Genomic DNA, 17,778 nt, shown 5'->3' with positions numbered 1-17,778 from the left:
CCGTCGATGACGATGCCGCTTCGCGCTGCCGGCCGCGGCCTGCGTCCCGCATCGTGCCAGTCCTGCAGTCACCGTTTCGTGGTCCGGGCGGTCCTGGACGGTCAGGAGTTCCGAGGGCCGGTATCGCCGGCCCTCGGGGGCGGCGACGGCTACGGGGTGGGGAGGAGGTCGGCGACGAGGGCGGCGAATTCCTCGGGGTCGAGGATACGGATGCCCAGTTCTTCGGCCTTGGCGCGCTTGGAGCCGGCCTTCTCGCCCGCCACCACGAGGGTGGTGCGCTTGGACACCGACGACGACGCCTTCCCGCCGGCCCGCTCGATCAGCTCGTTCATCTCGTTGCGGGACAACTCCGCGAGGGGCCCGGTCATGGCTCCGGTCACCACAACGGCCTGTCCGGCCAGCGGGCCGCCCGTGGCGTCCTCGCCGTCGTCTCCGTCGGCCTCGGGCTTCTGCGGTTCGGTGATCTGCGTACCGACCCCCTGGGCCTGGAGTTTGTCGAGGAGCGGGGCGAGTTCGACGAGTTCGGCCGCGATGACGCGGGCCTTCTCGGTGCCGATGCCGTCGACGCCGGCCAGCGTGTCCGCGTCGGCCGCTCTGATCGCATCCATCGAGCCGAAGTACGCGGCGATCCGGCGGGACATCGTACGTCCGGTGCCGCGGACGCCGAGGGCACAGAACACCCGGCTCAACGCGGCCCCGCGGGCGGTCTCGATCGCGGCCAGGAGGTTGGCGGCGCTGGTCTCACCCATCCGCTCCAGACCCAGGAGCTGCTCGCGGGTGAGCGTGAACAGGTCGGCGACGTCATCGACCAGACCGGCCTCGACCAGCTGGATCGCGCGCGTGCCGCCGAGGCCTTCGATGTCGAGCTGGTCCCGGCCGGCCGCGTAGATCACGGAGGCCACCGCCTGGCAGCTCCGGCCGCGCACGCACCGCCACCGCTGCTCGGAGGTGTCGATCGCGTCGCCGCAGCGGGGGCACACCTCGGGGAAGGCGATCGGGCTCTCGGTGCCGGTGCGCTGGTCGACCAGCGGTGCCTCGACCCTGGGGATCACGTCGCCCGCCCGGTACACGAACACCTGGTCGCCGATCATGAGCCCGCGGCGGGTGATGTCGGACGGGTTGTGAAGCGTGGCGTAGGTGACCGTCACCCCGTCGATGACCACCGGCTCCAGGACGGCGCGCGGGGCGATGATCCCGGTCCGGCCGACGTTCCACTCCACCGCCAGCAGGCGCGTGACCTTGTGTTCGGCCGCCAGTTTCCGGGCCACCGCCCACCGCGGGGCGCGCGAGCCGTTGCCCGCCTGCCGCTGGTCCTCGGCCGTGTCGGCCTTGACGACGACACCGTCGATGCCGAACGGCAGGTCTCCGCGCAGCCCGGCGATCATGTCGATACGTTCCTGCACCTGCTCCACGGTCTCGCATCGCATCGGGGCGACGGCCGTGCTCGCCGCCGTGTTCGCGCCGAGCGCGGCCAGCCGCAGCAGCAGGGCGACGTGGCCGAGGTCGTCCAGGCCGATCGCGCTGTAGGCGAAGAAGGTCAGCTCGATGCGGTAGGGGCGGTCCTTGGCCCGCAGGGTGCCGGCGGCGCCGCTGCGCGGGTGTGCGAAGGGCGTGGCCTCGTGGGCGAGCCGGATCCGGTTGGCCTCCTCGAACTGCGCGGTCGTCAACAGCACCTCGCCGCGCAGCTCGACGTCGATCGGCTCGGTCAGGACCGGCGGCAGACCGAGGACGGCGTCGGCGGCGTGGGTGATGTCCTCGCCGGCCGAGCCGTCGCCGCGGGTGAGGACCTGGACGAGCCGACCACGCCGGTACCGGGCGGCCACCGCGAGACCGTCGAGCTTCGGCTCCACGCACCATCCGGCCACCGGGTGCCCGAGACGCCGTTCCAGCCCCGCGGCCCACTCGGCGAGCTCATCGGCGTCGAAGACGTTGTCGAGGGAGAGCATCGGCACCGAGTGCGGGACGTCACCCTGCACGGCCCCGCCCGCCACCTTCCCGGTCGGCGACGCGGCGAGGACCTCGTCCGGGTGGGTCTCCTCGTAGGCCGCGATGGCACGCAGCAGCCCGTCGTACTCGTCGTCGCCGAGCGGGGTGGTCCCGTCGCCGTAGTAGGCGGCCGAGGCCGCCACGGCGGTGGTCACGGCCTCCACGTAGGCGGCGGGAGAGAGCAGGGCACTGTTTTCGGTCATGGGAGTCATCATCCTGCCCGGCACCGACAATGCACCGCCCGGGCCGCAGCCGGGTCGCGGCGGATCATCCGGCGCCCCTCGTGACCTGCGCGGATGCCGCCCGTTCCGACATGTGGCCCGATTCCTACCGGCCGGCCTCCAGGGGCTATCGTCCCCCGGTCACGGACGGCATTCGGATCGTCCGTCCAACCCGAGGGAACCGAGATGACCGAACTGAACCAGCTGCGGGCAAGCCTTGCGTCGGGTGAACACGTGTTCGCCGACACCTTGGCCTTCGTCGCCGCGCACTACGCGTACGAGCCGCAGGCGTTCCGTAACGGCGAGCTGGAGAACGCCGCGGGCGAGAACGAGGGTTCCTGCAAGACGCTGGGGCTGGCCCTGCTGGAGGGGCTGAGCGACCAGGAAGCCCTGCAGGCGTTCGGCGAGCACTACCGCAGCGTGCTGGAGACGCCGAACGACACCGATCACGGCAACATCCGCAACCTCATGGCCCATGGCCTGGCCGGGGTGAGCTTCGCGGGGCAGCCGTTGACCCGCACGAGCTGAACACCGGCGGCACCGGCAGCGGGGTGTACCCGGCCCGGTGAGGGGCTGCCGTGACGGCAGCCCCCGTGTCGGGGAGGGATATGGGTGCCGGCACCCATAGACAAGATCATCAACGGGAATGCAGGCTGACCAGGGGTCATGGTTCCGGTCGGGGGTCGCCACAACGGTGCCGCCGGTGCCGGGCGTCGGGGAGCGCAGGCGTGTCGACGTACCGCCTCGCGCGAGGTCGGAGATCTCCTGCGGCCCGAGCCGCGCCCGACCTGGGCCTACGCCATACAGGTGATCGTGTTGCGCCGACGGGGAGAAGTGGATGCCGGGGGGATTCGACCAGGAGTGGGGTCAGTTGCGCGACGACGCGGCCGACCGGCGGGTGGACATGCGGCTGAACGGAACAGGGGCTCCCGCAGGGCCGACGGCACCCGGCGGCTCGGCCACCTTCGCGTCGACACCGGCGGAGAAGTCGGCGACGGCGGACACGATCCAGAACGAGCTGGAGCCGAGGACGAGGACCGCCACGGAGCACGCGGACGAGGCGACGAACACGGCCGTGAAGGGGTTCGAGGGCTGGGACACCGCTCCGGGCCTCAAGAAGGTCGCGGAGACCTGGGACGGCCAGGTCAAGGCCCTGATGGGCCGCCTGGGAGCCGAGAAGGTCCAGCTGCGCGGAACGTTCGGTCTCGTCGTACGCAACGACATCGGCCTGGGTGACCGGTTCCGACCGATCGGCCGGTCGGGCCTCCACGGGGTTTAGGGGTAGCAGGTGCTGACGTACTACGAAGTGATGACCACGGACCTCGGCCTGCTCACGGCGGCCGCCGGTAAGTGGGACTCGATGGCCGCCGAGTTGAAGAAGGTCGAGGACCGCTGCGGAAGCCTACGGAACGCTCCACAAGGCGGAGTCCCGCTACATCGACCTCTCCCTGGAACAGATCCCCAAGGAAGCACAGGGACCGGACGTCACCAACCCGATCAACAAGGCCGGCACCGCTCTGGGCGTCATGAGCTCCATCCGGGAGGACGTGATCAACGACGGCCGGACGGCCGGGTACAGCGAGGCCGACTGGAAGGCGAAGCTCGCCTACCACGTCATCGGCGGCGCGGTGACCCCCATGTACTTCACCACGGCCGGCGGCGTCTCGCTCGCCTTCGGCGACGCGATCCAGCGCGGCGTCGACACCTGGGCCTGGGAGTGGGGCAACCGCATGAAGGGAGAGGTCGACGCCAAGGTCAACCCCCGGATTGCGGATGAGTACCTTGAGGTCAACAACCAACTGCCGATCATGATCCGTGAGTGGGCCGAGGACAGGCCGGAGATCCAAGAGAGCTTCATTCAGGACTACAGCCGCGACGTCCTTGAAGGGCGTAACCGCGGTACTGAAACAGCACACAAGTACCTGACCGACACGACCAACTGATCTGGCAGCGAGAGAGCGAAGTGGGACGTCGATGACGGGGAGCACGGAACGCCGAGCCGTTCCAGTGAAAGCGTGGGCCGGGGCAGGAATATGCCTGGCCCTGCTCGGCGCCTTCGGAACCTGGTTCCTCCTCGGGCACGAGACGTCCCCACCCTGCAACGGCCTGGCCGAAAACGAGAGCGTACGAAAGTCGGTGGGGGCTGCTGTCCACCCCGGGATCAGCTGCGCGGCGCTCGGAGAGGCGATCGTCAAGGCGACTGCGGGCAGCCAACCGGGGCGTCACACCCAGGCGCAGGCGCAGGCGATGAAGGATGTCGTCTTTGCGCTCGGCTGGGTGCAGTCGCAGGAGATCGAGATCGACCCCGCATTGAGGGTGCCCCTTGCCACTGCCCTGGCCGACTACGCCCCCGACGTACATGAGATGCTCGCCGGTCTTGACAACGAGTACATAGTGAACGCGGGCGACAACAAGTCGCCCTGGGAAGCCGATGGTACGTACCACCTGTCGGTCTGGAACAACGTGCTCACGAAAACCCTGCGCGCGGTGGCGGTGGATCCCCAGGCATACGCCCTGCTGCGAATGGCGGAGACCCACACCGCAGCTGCGCAGCTCGCGGCCGTCCCTGCGGACGCGACCGGCGTAGACCTCTCGTTGCAGCCGACGAAGAACGCCCGGGCCCTCGGTGTCCTCGACGGCATCGCCGAGACGGCCAGGGGCAAGGACGCCGGACCGGCCCGGACATGGGACACCGCGGTACACGAAGGCCTGCTCGACGAAGAGACGCACCGGGCGGACCCGTCGACCCCGGTCGGCCGGCTCACCGCCACCTGGCTCCAGGAGTTGAAGAACACCCCCGAACCCGCCCGCGCGGAACGGCTGCGCAGCCAGGGCCTCGACATGGCCCGTACCTGGGCGCAGACACGGGGCATGGCCGAGCCGACCCGGACGGACCTGCTCGCCGAGGTGGAGAGCAGCGCCCATCACGCCCACCGGGAAGCGAAGCTCTGACCACCGGTCGTCCCGGAAAGGGGGCGACCGACGCCGATGCGCTGCCCGTGGGCGCACCTCAGGTCATGCTGTCGAACTGGCCGAGGAAGGCTCCGACCACCGCCGCGACGGCCCCGCCGGCGAAGAGGAGCCCGACACCGAGGATGAAGGCGACCAGAACGGCGTCCCGGATGCGCCGCCCCCGAGATCGCAGCGGAAGGACGCGGCCGGGGTCGCGCGGGTCGTACGCCGCCTCGATGCTCCAGGTCGGGATGGAGTGCCGCACGGTGCGGACCACGCCGCCCGGATCCGTGTACGCGTACAGGCCGGGCTGGTCCTGAAGTCGGACGGCGGCCGTCCTGACGCCGTGCTTGCGTAGGTACCGCTCCTCGACCGGGGCGTACGCGAGGAACGTGCCGAAGGCGAGGGCCGGTATCGCGAAGAAGCTGAACGGGATGATGAAGATCATGGCGGCGGGGCTTCCCGTGGAACCCACGAGCACGCACGCGCCGATGGCCACCAGGGTCGCGACGAGTGCGCCGCGCTTCATGCCGCGAAGCCAGTTCCGATAACTCGGCTGGTACAGGCGCTCGCCCGAGACGAGGTCCGCGCCGTCGATCGCCTCGGTCTCCTCGGTCCGCTCCGGCAGCGCCGCGTTCACGGCGGCGGCGAAGGCGACGCCGTCGGCATCCACCACGTCCCAGACCCGGTGGACGTGCGTCATATCCGTGGTCGGGGCGGCGGTCAGCTCGATCGTGACGGACTGCCCCTGTGCGCGCACACGGCTGATGGCCTTCAACGGGATGTGCGTCTGCTCGTGCGGACGGCGCACGAGCAGCGCGTCGTTCTCCACGAGCGCGACGGTTTCCTTGCCGGCGTGGAGAACGGGTATGCGGGAAGTGATCGACATGCGCGTGATGGTAAGGGTGGAGTCCGGCGCTCAGGAGCCTTCGGGCGCAAGGGACTTGATCGATCCGGGCCCTTCCGTCGGTTGGGGACACCCCGCCGGACCGGACAAGACACGCGACGTAGGCTGAGGTTCCGCGCAGTGCGCGTCGAAGGTCCCCCAGGGAAGGCTGATCGTGCGAACTCCGCTCTCATGGCTCGCCGGCAGGTACTCGCTCGGGGCGAGAAGCGTCCGACCGGCCGCCCTGGGCTCGGTCGTGGCGAGTATCGCGATCATCGTGACCGGTGGAATCGTCCGCGTCACCGGCTCCGGTCTCGGCTGTACCGATTGGCCCATGTGTACGGGAGAGACGCTGGCCCCCACCGCGGAGATGGGCGTGCACGGCGTCATCGAATTCGGCAACCGGCTGCTGACCGGGGCGCTGTGCGCGGTGGTGGGCTGGGTCATCGTCACCGCGCGCCTCCAGGAGAAGCCGATGCCCGCGGTGCTGCGGGGAGGCTGGGCGCAGTTCTGGATCGTCGTCCTCAACGCGGTCGTCGGCGGAGTGACGGTGTGGATGCGGCTGAGCCCGTACATCGTCGCCGCGCACTTCCTCGCCGCCACGCTGCTGCTCACCGCCGCGGTGTACACCTGGCACGCGGCGTACGCCGACGCCGACGCCGACATCCCCCAGGAGGGCAGCTGGGGTGCCCCGCACGCTGTGGCGGCACCGCTCGCGCCGGGGCTCGCAGCCCGGATCCGGTCGCTGTCTGCAGCCTTGGTCGCGGTGACGGCCCTGCTGGTGGTCGTGGGTACGCTCGCCACCGGTTCCGGACCGCACGCGGGTGACTCTTCCGACGTGGCGCGCATGCCTTTCGACTGGACGGCCGTGACCGTGGTCCACGGCGTGCTGGCCGGGGTGGTCCTGGTCCTGGCCGGAGGGCTGTTCCGTTTGTTGCCCCGGGACGGCCTCGGTGCCGCGCGGCGCAAGGCAGCGATCTTCCTCGCCGTGCTCCTGGGTCAGGGTGCGGTCGGGGTCGTGCAGTCGCTGACGGCCTTGCCCTCGCTCGTCGTGATGCTCCACCTGCTGGGCTCGGCTCTCGTGTGGACCGGAGTGCTTCAGGTGCATCTCACGGTCCGGAGGGTCGCTTTCGGGCGTCGTCCCGGTCCGCCGGCAGCCGCCCCGCTGTCGCGTGCGGACAGCGCCGCGACGCGCGCCTAGGTCGGCTTGCGCCACACGGAGATGTGCTTCGTCGAGTCCTGGGTGAACGGGGCCCCGTCCCAGTCCGCGACGCGGCGTTCCAGCTCCAGCCCGGCGATCCGTGCCATCAGGTCGAGCTCTGCCGGCCAGGCGTACCGGTGGCGGGAGTTCTCGCGGCGGTAGCGGCCGTCGTCGCCGTCGCGGGTGAAGTGGTGCGAGACGAGGATCTGTTCGACCAGGTCGAAGGTGTCGAAGCCGAGATGGTGCTCGGAGACGTCGAACGGCACCGCGACCTGGCCGGGCGGCAGGAAACGCAACGGCGGCACACCCAGCTCGATGACGAAGCGGCCGCCGGGCTCCAGATGCCGTGCGGCGTTGCGGAAGCACTCGACCTGCTCGTCCTGGGTCAGCAGGTTCGTGATGGTGTTGTAGACGAGATAGACGAGGGAGAACGCGCCGGGGACGACGGTCGTGGCCATGTCCCCGATGGTGACCGGGAGTGTGCTCCGGTCGACCTTGCGCCGCAGTACCGCCGCCATGTGCTCCGAGAGTTCGATGCCCACCACCGGCACGCCGCGTTCGCGGAGCGGGACGCCCACCCGTCCGGTTCCGATGGCGAACTCCAGCGCCCGGCCGTCCCCGGCGAGCTCGGTGAGGAAGGCGAGAGTCGGTCCGAGAACGGCGGCCGAGGACGTCTCGGTCTCCTCGGCGTCGTAGCGGTCGGCGGTCTCACGGGTCCACAGTTCGCTGCTGGTCACGGACGGCCACTCTGCCGGGCGGCGCCGGACGCTGTCGAGGCATTTACGTTCTCCGCGGCACCTGCGGTCTCGGGCGGCCCGGTCCATGGCACTCCGGTGCGGAACATGCCCACGATGCCGTCGGGCACCTGCGGTGATCCCGCCGTCGAAGCGCCTTCCCCCCTCCCCCGTGCGCACGGGACGTGACGGGGTCATCACCCCGCGCGTCCTGCGAAAACCTGCACATCGCGTTCGCGAACTCGACAAGCGACCTCCCCAGCGGAGCGATATGCCGGATATTAACTGCCGTTTTGGTCCCTATTCACCCCGCTTCGCTCCATGTAAGCAGCGCGTCGGTCGTATCTGTTACTCGATTCTGTGAAGAAGTCGCCACCATTCGGTGAATCAAGCTGCACGTCCGTCGACGGAGGCGCCCGTCCACCCGTGACGGGAAGTCAACGGGATTGGGTGAGGGGCCCGTTCGCGTGCTTTCATCTTGCTCATCGCAGCAGTCCGGAACGGCGGCCGAGTTTCGTGCCGCCGACCGCGCCGCGATGAATTCCTCCCCCCAATGAAAGGTGCGCGCCATGCGTAACGACATCGAGACCCGTGAGATCGACGACACCGAGCTGGACGCCGTATCCGGCGGCATCATCAGCGTGTCCGGTGGCCTGGCCGGCGCCGTGACCAGCGATGTCAGCAACGTCGTGGGCCTCGTGGGCTCCCTCGACACCGTCCGTACCGCGACGGGCATCGTCTCCCACGTCCCCGGCCTCGTCACGGGCATCACCGGTGTTTCGGTGAACGCCGGTCGCGCCGGTCTCTGATCGGGAAATACCCGTGAACCCCGGAGCGTCCCCCACGGCTCCGGGGTTCTCGGCCGTCCGTATACATGCCCCACCATATGTGTGCAGTTGAAGGAACAGTCCGTGCAGTTTCGCCAAAAGGCTCTTTCCAAGCTGCAATCGCCCGAGGAATTCGACCTGCCCGTTCGCTTCGCGCGCCCGCAAGGTCGACTGGTTCTGGCCGTCACGCTCGCCGTCATGGCCGCCGCGACCTACTGGGCCTGCACCGGGACCGTGTCGTCCAAGCTGAGCGCGCCCGGCATCCTCACCCGGGCCGAGGGCAGCTACGTACTGCAGACACCGATCGCGGGACAGGTGACCGCGGTCCTCGCCGAGGAGGGCCAGCTGCTCACCGCCGGTGCGCCCGTGCTCAACGTCCGTACGGAGCAGGGGGAACGGCCCGTGCGCGTGGTGACCGGCGGCCGGCTGACGACGCTGGTCGCCAAGGTGGGTTCGGTCATCGCCATGGGCGGTGACGTGGCCACCGTGGAGCGTGTGAAGGATCCCGCGGACCCGCTGGTGGCCGTGCTGTACGTGCCCGGCGGCAGCGGCTCGACGATCGCCGTGGGCGCCGCGGTCGACCTGAACGTCCGGTCCGTCCCGCAGCAGCGGTTCGGCACGCTGCGCGGGCGTGTCACGGAGGTCGGCCGTGCCACCCTGACCCGGGCGCAGATCGGCGGGTTCCTCGGGGACGGCGGGCTCGCCGAAGAGTTCTCCCGCCACGGCGGCCCGGTGGCCGTGGTCGTCCGGCTCGAACGCTCCGCCTCCACCCCCTCCGGCTACCGGTGGTCCTCCGCGGACGGGCCCCCGTACGCCGTCGATTCGAGGACTCCCGTCACCGGCGCCGTCCACCTCGCCGCGCAGCGCCCCGTCGACTGGCTGCTGCCGTGACCGCCCCGCACCGGACTCCCGCCGGGCGCCGGCGCCACCGCCCCGAGCCGAAGGGCGGCTCCCGCCGCAGGCCCGCGCCCGTGCCCGTGCCCAGGGGCCGGATCCCCCGCCCCGTACGCACCCCCACCGTGCTGCAGATGGAGGCGGTGGAGTGCGGCGCCGCCGCCCTGGCCATGGTGCTCGGTCACCACGGCCGTTTCGTCCCTCTCGAAGAGCTGCGCATCGCGTGCGGCGTCTCCCGCGACGGCTCCCGCGCCGGCAATCTCCTCAAGGCCGCGCGTGGGTACGGGCTGACGGCCAAGGGCATGCAGATGGACCTGGCCGCGCTCGCCGAGGTGAACGCCCCGGCCATCCTCTTCTGGGAGTTCAACCACTACGTCGTCTACGAGGGCACGACCCGGCGGCTCGGCCGCAGGGGCGTGTACGTCAACGACCCCGCCAAGGGCCGCCGGTTCGTCCCCATGGAGGAGTTCGACACCAGCTTCACCGGGGTCGTCCTCGTCTTCGAGCCCGGCGACGGGTTCCGGCGCGGTGGCCGCAGGCCCGGCGTCATGGGGGCGGTACCGTCGCGGCTGCGGGGCACTTCGGGCACCATGGCCGCCGCCGTGGTCGCCAGCCTCCTGCTGGTCGCCGTCGGCGTGGCGGTGCCGGCCCTGAGCCGTACGTACATCGACATGTTCCTCATCGGCGAGCAGACGTCCCTGTTGGGGGTGCTGTTCGCCTCGATGGCCGTCGCCCTCGTCCTCACCGCGACCCTCACCGCGCTGTTGCAGGCCAACCTGCTGCGCGGGCGGATCATCTCCTCGACGCTGAGCAGTGCCCGCTTCTTCCGGCACCTGCTGAGGCTTCCGGTCACCTTCTACTCCCAGCGCAATCCGGCCGATCTGGTCCAGCGCCTGCAGTCCAACGACGCGGTCGCCGAGACCCTCGCCCGGGACCTGTCCGCCGCCGGCGTGGACGCCGTGGTCGTCGTGCTCTACGCGGTGCTGCTGTGGACGTACGATCCGCAACTCACCCTGGTCGGTGTGGCCGTGGCGCTGCTCAACGTCGTCGCGCTGCGGATCGCGATCCGGCTGCGGGCCACCGGTACCCAGAAGCTGCGTGCCGAGAGCGCCCGGCTGACCAACACCGCCTACAGCGGTCTCCAGCTCATCGAGACGATGAAGGCGACGGGCGGCGAGAACGGCTTCTTCCGGCGCTGGGCCGGACAGCACGCGGTCACCCTCGACGTGCAGCAGCGGCTCGGCGTGCCCAGCGCCTGGCTGGCGATCGTCGCGCCCACGCTCGCGGCGTTCAACAGCGCGCTGATCCTGACGATCGGTGGCCTGCGGGCGGTGGAGGGACATCTCACGGTGGGCCTGCTCGTCGCCTTCCAGGCCCTGGTGACCAGCTTCACCGCCCCGATCTCCCGGTTGGGTGGCGTCGCCGGCCGGATCCAGGACTTCGCGGCCGACATCGCCCGGCTGGAGGACGTCGAGAACTTCCCGGTCGACCGGGTCTACTCACGGCGCGAGCCCGCGGCCTCCACCCGTCGCCTCAAGGGCCATGTGGAGCTGGACCGCGTCACCTTCGGCTACAACCCGTTGGACGCCCCGCTGCTCCAGGACTTCTCGCTCACGGTCGGACCGGGGCAGCAGGTCGCACTCGTCGGGGGTTCCGGCAGTGGCAAGTCCACCGTCTCCCGGCTGGTCTCCGGGCTCCACGCCCCGTGGGCCGGGGCCATCCGGATCGACGGGATGCGGCTGGAGGACATCCCGCGCGGGGCGCTGGCCGCATCCGTGTCCTTCGTCGACCAGGACGTCTTCCTCTTCGAGGGGACCGTCCGCGACAACGTCACCTTGTGGGACCCCTCCCTCACGGACGAGGCCGTCGTCGCCGCCCTCCAGGACGCCGCCGTGCACGAGGTGGTGGCCCGCCGGCCCGGTGGTATCCACAGCCGCGTCGAGCAGGACGGCCGTAACTTCTCCGGCGGCCAGCGCCAGCGCCTGGAGATCGCGCGGGCGTTGGTGCGCCGCCCCAGCGTCATGGTGCTCGACGAGGTGACCAGCGCCCTGGACGCGGTGACGGAACAGATCATCATCGACAATCTGCGTCGCCGCGGCTGCGCCTGCGTGGTCATCGCCCACCGGCTGAGCACGGTCCGCGACAGCGACGAGATCGTCGTCCTCGACCGGGGCACGGTCGTGGAGCGCGGACGGCACGATCGTCTGGTCGCCGCGCAGGGACCGTACGCCGCACTGGTCAAGGAGCACTGAGGTGACGTACGCGCACCACACCACAGCCGCCGCCTCCGGCCCGTCGGGCGGGGCGCCGGACCCCGTCGTCGCGGCTCTGGGGGCGCTGGGTACGCCCGTCGACTGCGCGGGGGTGGGCAGCCTCCCCCTGGAAGGACCGCTCGTCCTGTGGCTGGTCGTGGAGGGCGAGCTGGACCTGTTCGCCGTGGACGCCGCGCAGTCGGGGCACTGGCACTTCCTGGGCCGGCTGGAGCCGGGCACGCTGTTGCTCGGTCCGGCCGAGGGCCCGGACCACACCCTGGTCGGCCGCCCCCTGCAGGGCTGCCGACTGCGCCGCGTCGAACTGCGGGAACTGCGACGCACGGAGTATCCGCAGTACCCGCAGTACGGGGCCGGGTTCCACGCCGGACCGTGGCACACCGACGGCGGGCACGACGGCTCGGCCGCCGCGGGACGGCCGAGCCCGCTGGAGGACGCCTTCGCGCGCGGCATCGGCCGCGGTCTGCGCGTGCTCTACGAGGCGCCGCTGGACGGCACCGCCACCACCGGGCACGGCAGGGCCGACGAAGACATCCTGTGGATGCGGATCACCCCCGGCAGCGTGCAGTACGGCGCCGTGTACGAGGCGGAGGCGGTCGGCACCCTCCTCGTCGACGCCGCGATGTGGCAGGGCATGGTCGACCAGCAGTACCGGCTGCTGTACGCCCTCGACGACTGGATCGAACAGCTCGAGCGGGCGCACGAGGACCGTACCGCGGCCGGGATCGAGGCGGGCCGGGCCGCCCGCACCCAGGCGAACCGGACCCTGCTCGCGTCCATCGTCCGCTCCGGCGGCCGGGACTCCCATCGGGGCGGGGACGTCGACGCGACCCTCGCCGCGTGTCGCCTCGTGGCCGGCGCGGCCGGCATCACCCTGACCGCACCGGGTGGGTCGGGCACCACCTCCGAGCAGGTGGATCCCGTCGAACGCATCGCGCTCGCCTCGCGGATCCGCACCCGCGCGGTCGGTCTCGGCGGGCGTTGGTGGCGGGAGAACAGCGGGCCGTTGGTGGGCCGGCGCGTGAAGGACGGCGCGCCCGTGGCCCTGCTGTGGCGACGCGGCGGCTACGAGGCGGTCGACCCCGCCACCGGCCGGCGCGAGCGCGTCGACAGCGGCGACGCGGCCACCTTCGAACCGCGCGCCGTCATGCTGTACCGCCCCCTGCCCGACGGGCGGGTGGGTCTGCCCGCGCTGCTCCGCTTCAGCGTGCGCGGCACCTTCCCCGAGCTGCGCAGCCTGCTGCTGGGCGGACTGGTCGCGGTGGTGCTGGGCGCCTTGGTGCCGGTCGCCACCGGTCAGGTCCTCGGCCGGTACGTTCCGCAGGGCGAGACCGGCCTGATCGTGCGGACCGGGGTGGCGCTGGGCGCGACCGCCGTGGTCTCGGCCGTCTTCATGCTGCTGCAGAACACCTCCCTGCTGCGCATGGAGGGCCGGATCGAGGCCACCTTGCAACCGGCCGTGTGGGACCGGCTGCTGCGGCTGCCGGCGACGTTCTTCGCCGGTCGCTCCACCGGCGAGCTGGCCGGCGCGGCGATGGGCATCAGCGCGATGCGCCGTGTGCTGTCCGGCATCGGACCGGTCTGCGTACAGGCGGGCGCGGTCGGCGCGGTGAGCCTCGCGCTGCTGCTCGTCCACAGCGTGCCACTGGCGCTGGCGGCGCTGGCCATGCTGGTCGTGATCGCGGTGGTCTTCCTGGGCCTGGGGCTGTGGCAGTTGCGGTACGAGCGCCGGCTGAACACGCTCGGCCTGCGGCTGGGCAACCAGGCCTTCCAGACCCTGCGGGGCCTGCCCAAGCTGCGCGTCGCCGCCGCCGAGAGCTTCGCGTACGCGGCCTGGGCACGGGAGTTCGCCCGTACCCGTGAGCTGCACCAGCGGATCGGCCGGACCCAGAACGTCCTCACGGTCCTGGGCGCCGTCTACCTGCCGCTGTGCACGCTGGTGATGTTCGTACTGCTGGCCGGTCCCGCCCGCGGCGCCATGTCCGCCAGTGAGTTCCTCACCTTCAGCACCGCGCTGACGATGCTGCTGTCGTCGGTCACGCAGGTGACCGGGGCGCTCATCTCGGCCGCCGCGGTGCTGCCGATGTTCGAGCAGATCCGGCCGCTCCTGCGGGAGATCCCCGAGGTCGACAGCGGCAGTACGCGCCCCGGGGAGCTGACCGGCGCCATCGAGGCCAAGAACCTGTCCTACCGCTACGCCGACGACGGCCCGCTCGTACTCGACGACGTCAGCCTGCGGATCGGACCGGGCGAGTTCGTCGCGATCGTCGGGGCCAGCGGCTGCGGCAAGTCGACCCTGCTGCGCCTGCTCATCGGCTTCGACCGGCCCGTCTCGGGCAGTGTGCTCTACGACGGCCAGGACCTGGCGGCGCTCGACCGGGCGGCCGTACGCCGCCAGTGCGGGGTCGTGCTGCAGAACGCCCAGCCGTTGACCGGCTCGATCCTCGACTGCATCCGCGGCGCCGGGACGTTCTCACCGGAGGAGGCGTGGGAGGCGGCCGCGATGGCGGGCCTCGCGGAGGACATCAAGGCCATGCCGATGGGCATGCACACCATCCTGTCCGACGGGGGCGGGACCGTCTCGGGGGGCCAGCGCCAGCGGCTGATGATCGCCCAGGCCCTCATCCGAAAGCCGCGCGTCCTCTTCCTCGACGAGGCGACCAGCGCGCTGGACAACGAGGCCCAGCGGGTGGTCATCGAGTCCACGCGCGCCTTGCGGGCCACCCGCCTCGTGATCGCCCACCGGCTCTCGACGGTCATGGACGCCGATCGGGTGATCGTGATGTCGGACGGCCGGATCGTGCAGCAAGGCTCGCCCGCCGCGCTGCTGGCCGACACGACGGGTCTCTTCCACGGGCTGGTACGTCGGCAACTGCGTTGACGCACGAAACCCGCCGGCCGACCGGTCCGGTCACCGGAGCTGGGTCAGGTCGACCGAGTCGGCGGGCGCCGGGGGTGTGGCCTTGACGGGCTCGTCGAAGGCGGAGAAGGTGGCCGCCACCCGCTCGCCGGACGCGTCGGTGCCCTGGACCCGCAACAGGTACGGCTCGTCCTCGGTGGAGACCTGGTACGTGCCCGTCCTGCCGTCGCGCCGGCTGGTGACCGTGATGGCGGGCCGGCCGTCGACGGTGGTCCGGGCGCCCTTGACCAGCTGTTCGCTCGGCGGCTTCGAGGAGAACTCCTTCTTGAAGAAGTCCAGGTCGCAGAGCTGGGCGAAATCGCGCAGCTGCACGCTGTCCGTGGTGCCGTGCAGGTAGCGGCCGTTGATGAGCGCGACCGCGTCCTCCCCCGCGGGACCCGGTGCCTGGGCTCTGAGCAGGGCGTCGTCGAGCTTCATCCAGACGTCGTCGCCGCGTTTGACGATGTCGGCCGAGCCGGTACCGCCGGGGGGCGTGACGGTGCCGACGCAGTTGCCCTGCTCGTCGAACCGGAGGTCGAGAGCGGTGGTGCCGGACGTGTTGGTCACCTTGCCCACCATGCGCATGGAGGTGACCCCGGCCATGGCCTCGCGCGAGGCCTGGGCGATGGCCTGGGGGCTGTCGTCGGCGATGCCGTTGTCGTCGGCCCGGGCCACGCCCCCGCTCGCGAGCACCAGCAAGCAGGCGGCTCCGACGGTCACGCGGCGGGCCGCTGCCGCCCTGGGTGCGGACATCGGGCATCACTTCCCTCGGGCTGCGTCCACCGGCGGCGGTCGGCACCGCTCCGCCGGCGCGGCCGGTCACCTGATCAGCGTAGGACGGCGTCGCGGCGGGCGCAGTTCGGGTGAGTTCGGCCGGACCCGGCCGGGACGGGTGCCGCGTCGGGCAGCATGGTGCCCGATCATGTCCCCCGCAGCACCGCCGATGGAGGGTCCGATGACCGGTTCCACGTCCTTACCGCCGATGAGGGCACGTCTCGCCGTGGCCGTGACGGCCGCCGTCACCGCGCTCATGACGGCCGGGGCCGCCACCGCCGGGGCGAGCGCGCCGCCGCCGGAGGAGAAGGCTCCGAGTGCGTTCGTGGCACTGAGCGCGGTCGACCCGACGATCATGCAGGAGATGCGGTACGTGCGTCCGCACAACTTCGTGGGCGAGCCGGTCGACGGCTACCGGCAGCCCGTCTGCCTCCTGACCCGCCCGGCCGCGCAGGCCCTGCACCGGGCGCAGATCAATCTGCTGCGCCAGGGGTACTCGCTGAAGGTGTACGACTGCTACCGGCCGCAGCGGGCGGTCGACCACTTCGTACGGTGGGCGCAGGACCTCGGCGACGAGCGGCGGAAGGCGGAGTTCTATCCGCGTGTCGAGAAGTCCCGGCTGTTCGAGGACGGCTACATCGCGAAGAAGTCGGGGCACAGCCGGGGCAGCACGATGGACGTGACGCTGGTACGGCTGCCGGCGTTTCCGGCGCCCCGGCCGCGGCCGGGGCAGGAGTCGGTGCCCTGCTACGCGCCCCGGGCGGAGCGGTATCCGGACAACTCGGTGGACATGGGCACGGGTTTCGACTGCTTCGACACGCTGTCGCACACCGACGACCCGCGGGTCCAGGGAGCGCAGCGCGCGAACCGGGACCTGCTGAGGTCGGCACTGACGGCGGAGGGGTTCGTCAACCTGCCCGAGGAGTGGTGGCACTTCACGCACAAGCCGGAACTGTTCCCCGACACCTACTTCGACTTCCCCGTCGCATACCGGTCTGTCTCCGGACACCGCCCCTGAGGACGCCGCGCGCCGGTGCGGGCCTGCTGAGGCGCGGCGTTCGGGATGCAGGGGACGCGGGGGCGGCGGACAGTGGAGGCGAGGCCCTCGGCAGACCGGGAGACCCGCGTGACGGATGACGACCCGACGCCCGACCGGACGGTGTCGCCTTTCATGACGGAGGCGGCCTTCCGGTCCCTGCACGCCGAGCTGCGCCGGCAGGCGTCCACCCACGCGGAGCACCGGCGCGGAGCCCTCGCCCACCTGACCGCCGAACGGGTGGTCGCCGCCGCCGCCGGCGTGCGTCACGGGCGCACCCTGTCGCTGGCGGCCCCGATCGAGACCCAGCCGGGGCCGGACGATCCGCAACCCGCCGTCTACCGGCTGACCGCCCCGACCCCGCCCGAGACCGGGACCCCGGGGGTGCACTTCGCGCTGGACCGGTTCGCCATGAACGTGCACGGGGACGCCCACACCCATCTCGACGCCCTGTGTCATGTCGTGTTCGACGGCGAGCTCCACGAGGGCATCCCGGAGAGCCGGCTGGCGGCGGGTGGGGCCCGGGGGATCACCTTGGACCTGGTGCGGGACGGGATCGTCGGCCCCGGGATCCTGCTGGACGTCCCGCGGCTGCGCGGGGTCCCCTGGCTGGAGCCCGGTGACTTCGTGGACGTCGACGACCTCCTGGCGGCCGAGGAGGCCCAGGGCGTGCGGATCGGTCCGGGTGACCTGCTGCTCGTACGGGTCGGGCACCGGCGCCGGCGCCAGGAGAGGGGCGCGTGGGACGCGGCGCACTCCCGGGCCGGCCTGCATCCGGCGTGCATGCGGCTGCTGGCCGAGCGGCAGGTCGCCGTCCTCGGCTCGGACGGCAACAACGACACGGCCCCGAGCCCGGTGCCCGGTGTCTCCTTCCCCGTGCACGTCCTGGCCCTGCACGCCCTGGGCATGCACCTGATGGACTACCTGGACCTGGACGAGCTGTCCGACGCCTGCGCGGGGCTCGGGCAGTGGCGGTTCCTGTGCACGGTGGCACCGCTGCGGCTGCCGGGGGCCACGGGCTCCCCGGTGAACCCGATCGCCGTCCTGTGACCCCCGCAGCCGGTGTCCGGCTCCCCCACCCCCGGGTGCCGCACCGGC

General features: G+C 71.4%; 15 protein-coding genes. 11 read left to right on the top strand and 4 right to left on the bottom strand.

All coding sequences use genetic code 11. The annotated features are described in order from the left end of the window. Window positions 1-149: 149 nt before the first annotated feature. Window positions 150-2,198, bottom strand: a complete 2,049-nt coding sequence (gene ligA, locus OG624_RS36920) for an NAD-dependent DNA ligase LigA (protein WP_033216068.1) — start codon at window positions 2,196-2,198, stop codon at window positions 150-152. Window positions 2,199-2,393: 195 nt separating this feature from the next. Between ligA and OG624_RS36915 the strand changes: the two genes are divergently transcribed. From OG624_RS36915 to OG624_RS36900, 4 genes are all read left to right on the top strand, one after another. Then, a complete protein-coding gene (locus OG624_RS36915; RefSeq protein ID WP_033216066.1) occupies window positions 2,394-2,735 on the top strand; it encodes a HopJ type III effector protein in 342 nt (113 codons plus the stop codon). A gap of 310 nt (window positions 2,736-3,045) precedes the next feature. Beyond that, complete coding sequence (locus tag OG624_RS36910; RefSeq protein ID WP_033216064.1) at window positions 3,046-3,486, top strand: hypothetical protein; 441 nt, start codon at window positions 3,046-3,048, stop codon at window positions 3,484-3,486. Between the two features lie 268 nt (window positions 3,487-3,754). Continuing rightward, window positions 3,755-4,150, top strand: coding sequence for a hypothetical protein (locus tag OG624_RS36905; protein ID WP_208869301.1), 396 nt, complete (start codon window positions 3,755-3,757; stop codon window positions 4,148-4,150). 304 nt (window positions 4,151-4,454) lie between these two features. Then, on the top strand, window positions 4,455-5,159 hold the full coding sequence (locus OG624_RS36900; RefSeq protein WP_158711753.1) for a hypothetical protein: 705 nt from the start codon (window positions 4,455-4,457) through the stop codon (window positions 5,157-5,159). 58 nt (window positions 5,160-5,217) lie between these two features. On the opposite strand, the gene OG624_RS36895 is transcribed toward OG624_RS36900, so the two are convergent. Continuing rightward, window positions 5,218-6,048 (bottom strand): hypothetical protein, encoded by an 831-nt coding sequence (locus OG624_RS36895; RefSeq protein ID WP_371640427.1) that lies wholly within the window; start codon window positions 6,046-6,048, stop codon window positions 5,218-5,220. Window positions 6,049-6,220: 172 nt separating this feature from the next. On the opposite strand from OG624_RS36895, the gene OG624_RS36890 reads away from it, so the two are divergent. Then, the gene (locus tag OG624_RS36890) at window positions 6,221-7,246 is read left to right on the top strand and encodes a COX15/CtaA family protein (protein ID WP_371640426.1); all 1,026 of its coding nucleotides are present in this window, start codon (window positions 6,221-6,223) and stop codon (window positions 7,244-7,246) included. Here OG624_RS36890 and OG624_RS36885 read toward each other — a convergent pair. Continuing rightward, the gene (locus OG624_RS36885) at window positions 7,243-7,983 is read right to left on the bottom strand and encodes a class I SAM-dependent DNA methyltransferase (RefSeq protein WP_033216054.1); all 741 of its coding nucleotides are present in this window, start codon (window positions 7,981-7,983) and stop codon (window positions 7,243-7,245) included. The two genes, OG624_RS36890 and OG624_RS36885, sit on opposite strands and share 4 nt — an antisense overlap. 566 nt (window positions 7,984-8,549) lie before the next feature. Between OG624_RS36885 and OG624_RS36880 the strand changes: the two genes are divergently transcribed. From OG624_RS36880 to OG624_RS36865, 4 genes are all read left to right on the top strand, one after another. Next, window positions 8,550-8,789, top strand: coding sequence for a hypothetical protein (locus OG624_RS36880; protein WP_033216052.1), 240 nt, complete (start codon window positions 8,550-8,552; stop codon window positions 8,787-8,789). 102 nt (window positions 8,790-8,891) lie between these two features. After that, window positions 8,892-9,698 (top strand): HlyD family efflux transporter periplasmic adaptor subunit, encoded by an 807-nt coding sequence (locus OG624_RS36875; protein WP_033216050.1) that lies wholly within the window; start codon window positions 8,892-8,894, stop codon window positions 9,696-9,698. Then, window positions 9,695-11,953 carry an NHLP family bacteriocin export ABC transporter peptidase/permease/ATPase subunit gene (locus tag OG624_RS36870; RefSeq protein ID WP_078909054.1) on the top strand — a complete coding sequence of 753 codons (2,259 nt, stop codon included), beginning with the start codon at window positions 9,695-9,697 and terminating at the stop codon, window positions 11,951-11,953. The genes OG624_RS36875 and OG624_RS36870 overlap by 4 nt, the downstream gene beginning before the upstream one ends. Before the next feature lies 1 nt (window position 11,954). Continuing rightward, the gene (locus tag OG624_RS36865; protein WP_371640425.1) at window positions 11,955-14,852 is read left to right on the top strand and encodes an NHLP bacteriocin export ABC transporter permease/ATPase subunit; all 2,898 of its coding nucleotides are present in this window, start codon (window positions 11,955-11,957) and stop codon (window positions 14,850-14,852) included. Window positions 14,853-14,882: 30 nt separating this feature from the next. Here the strand turns inward: OG624_RS36865 and OG624_RS36860 are convergent, their stop codons facing one another. Beyond that, complete coding sequence (locus OG624_RS36860) at window positions 14,883-15,623, bottom strand: hypothetical protein (RefSeq protein ID WP_051762787.1); 741 nt, start codon at window positions 15,621-15,623, stop codon at window positions 14,883-14,885. Between the two features lie 229 nt (window positions 15,624-15,852). Between OG624_RS36860 and OG624_RS36855 the strand changes: the two genes are divergently transcribed. Together OG624_RS36855 and OG624_RS36850 are read left to right on the top strand one after the other, a co-directional pair. Continuing rightward, entirely contained in the window at window positions 15,853-16,662 is an 810-nt protein-coding gene (locus tag OG624_RS36855; RefSeq protein ID WP_371640910.1) for a M15 family metallopeptidase, read from the top strand. A gap of 153 nt (window positions 16,663-16,815) precedes the next feature. Further along, window positions 16,816-17,730 (top strand): cyclase family protein, encoded by a 915-nt coding sequence (locus tag OG624_RS36850; protein WP_326750492.1) that lies wholly within the window; start codon window positions 16,816-16,818, stop codon window positions 17,728-17,730. Window positions 17,731-17,778 lie beyond the last annotated feature (48 nt).

This window comes from Streptomyces virginiae (assembly GCF_041432505.1).
Classification (GTDB): Bacteria; Actinomycetota; Actinomycetes; order Streptomycetales; family Streptomycetaceae; genus Streptomyces; species Streptomyces virginiae_A.
Note: the sequence above shows the minus strand (reverse complement) of the source record. Positions and strands in the feature narration are given on the sequence as shown.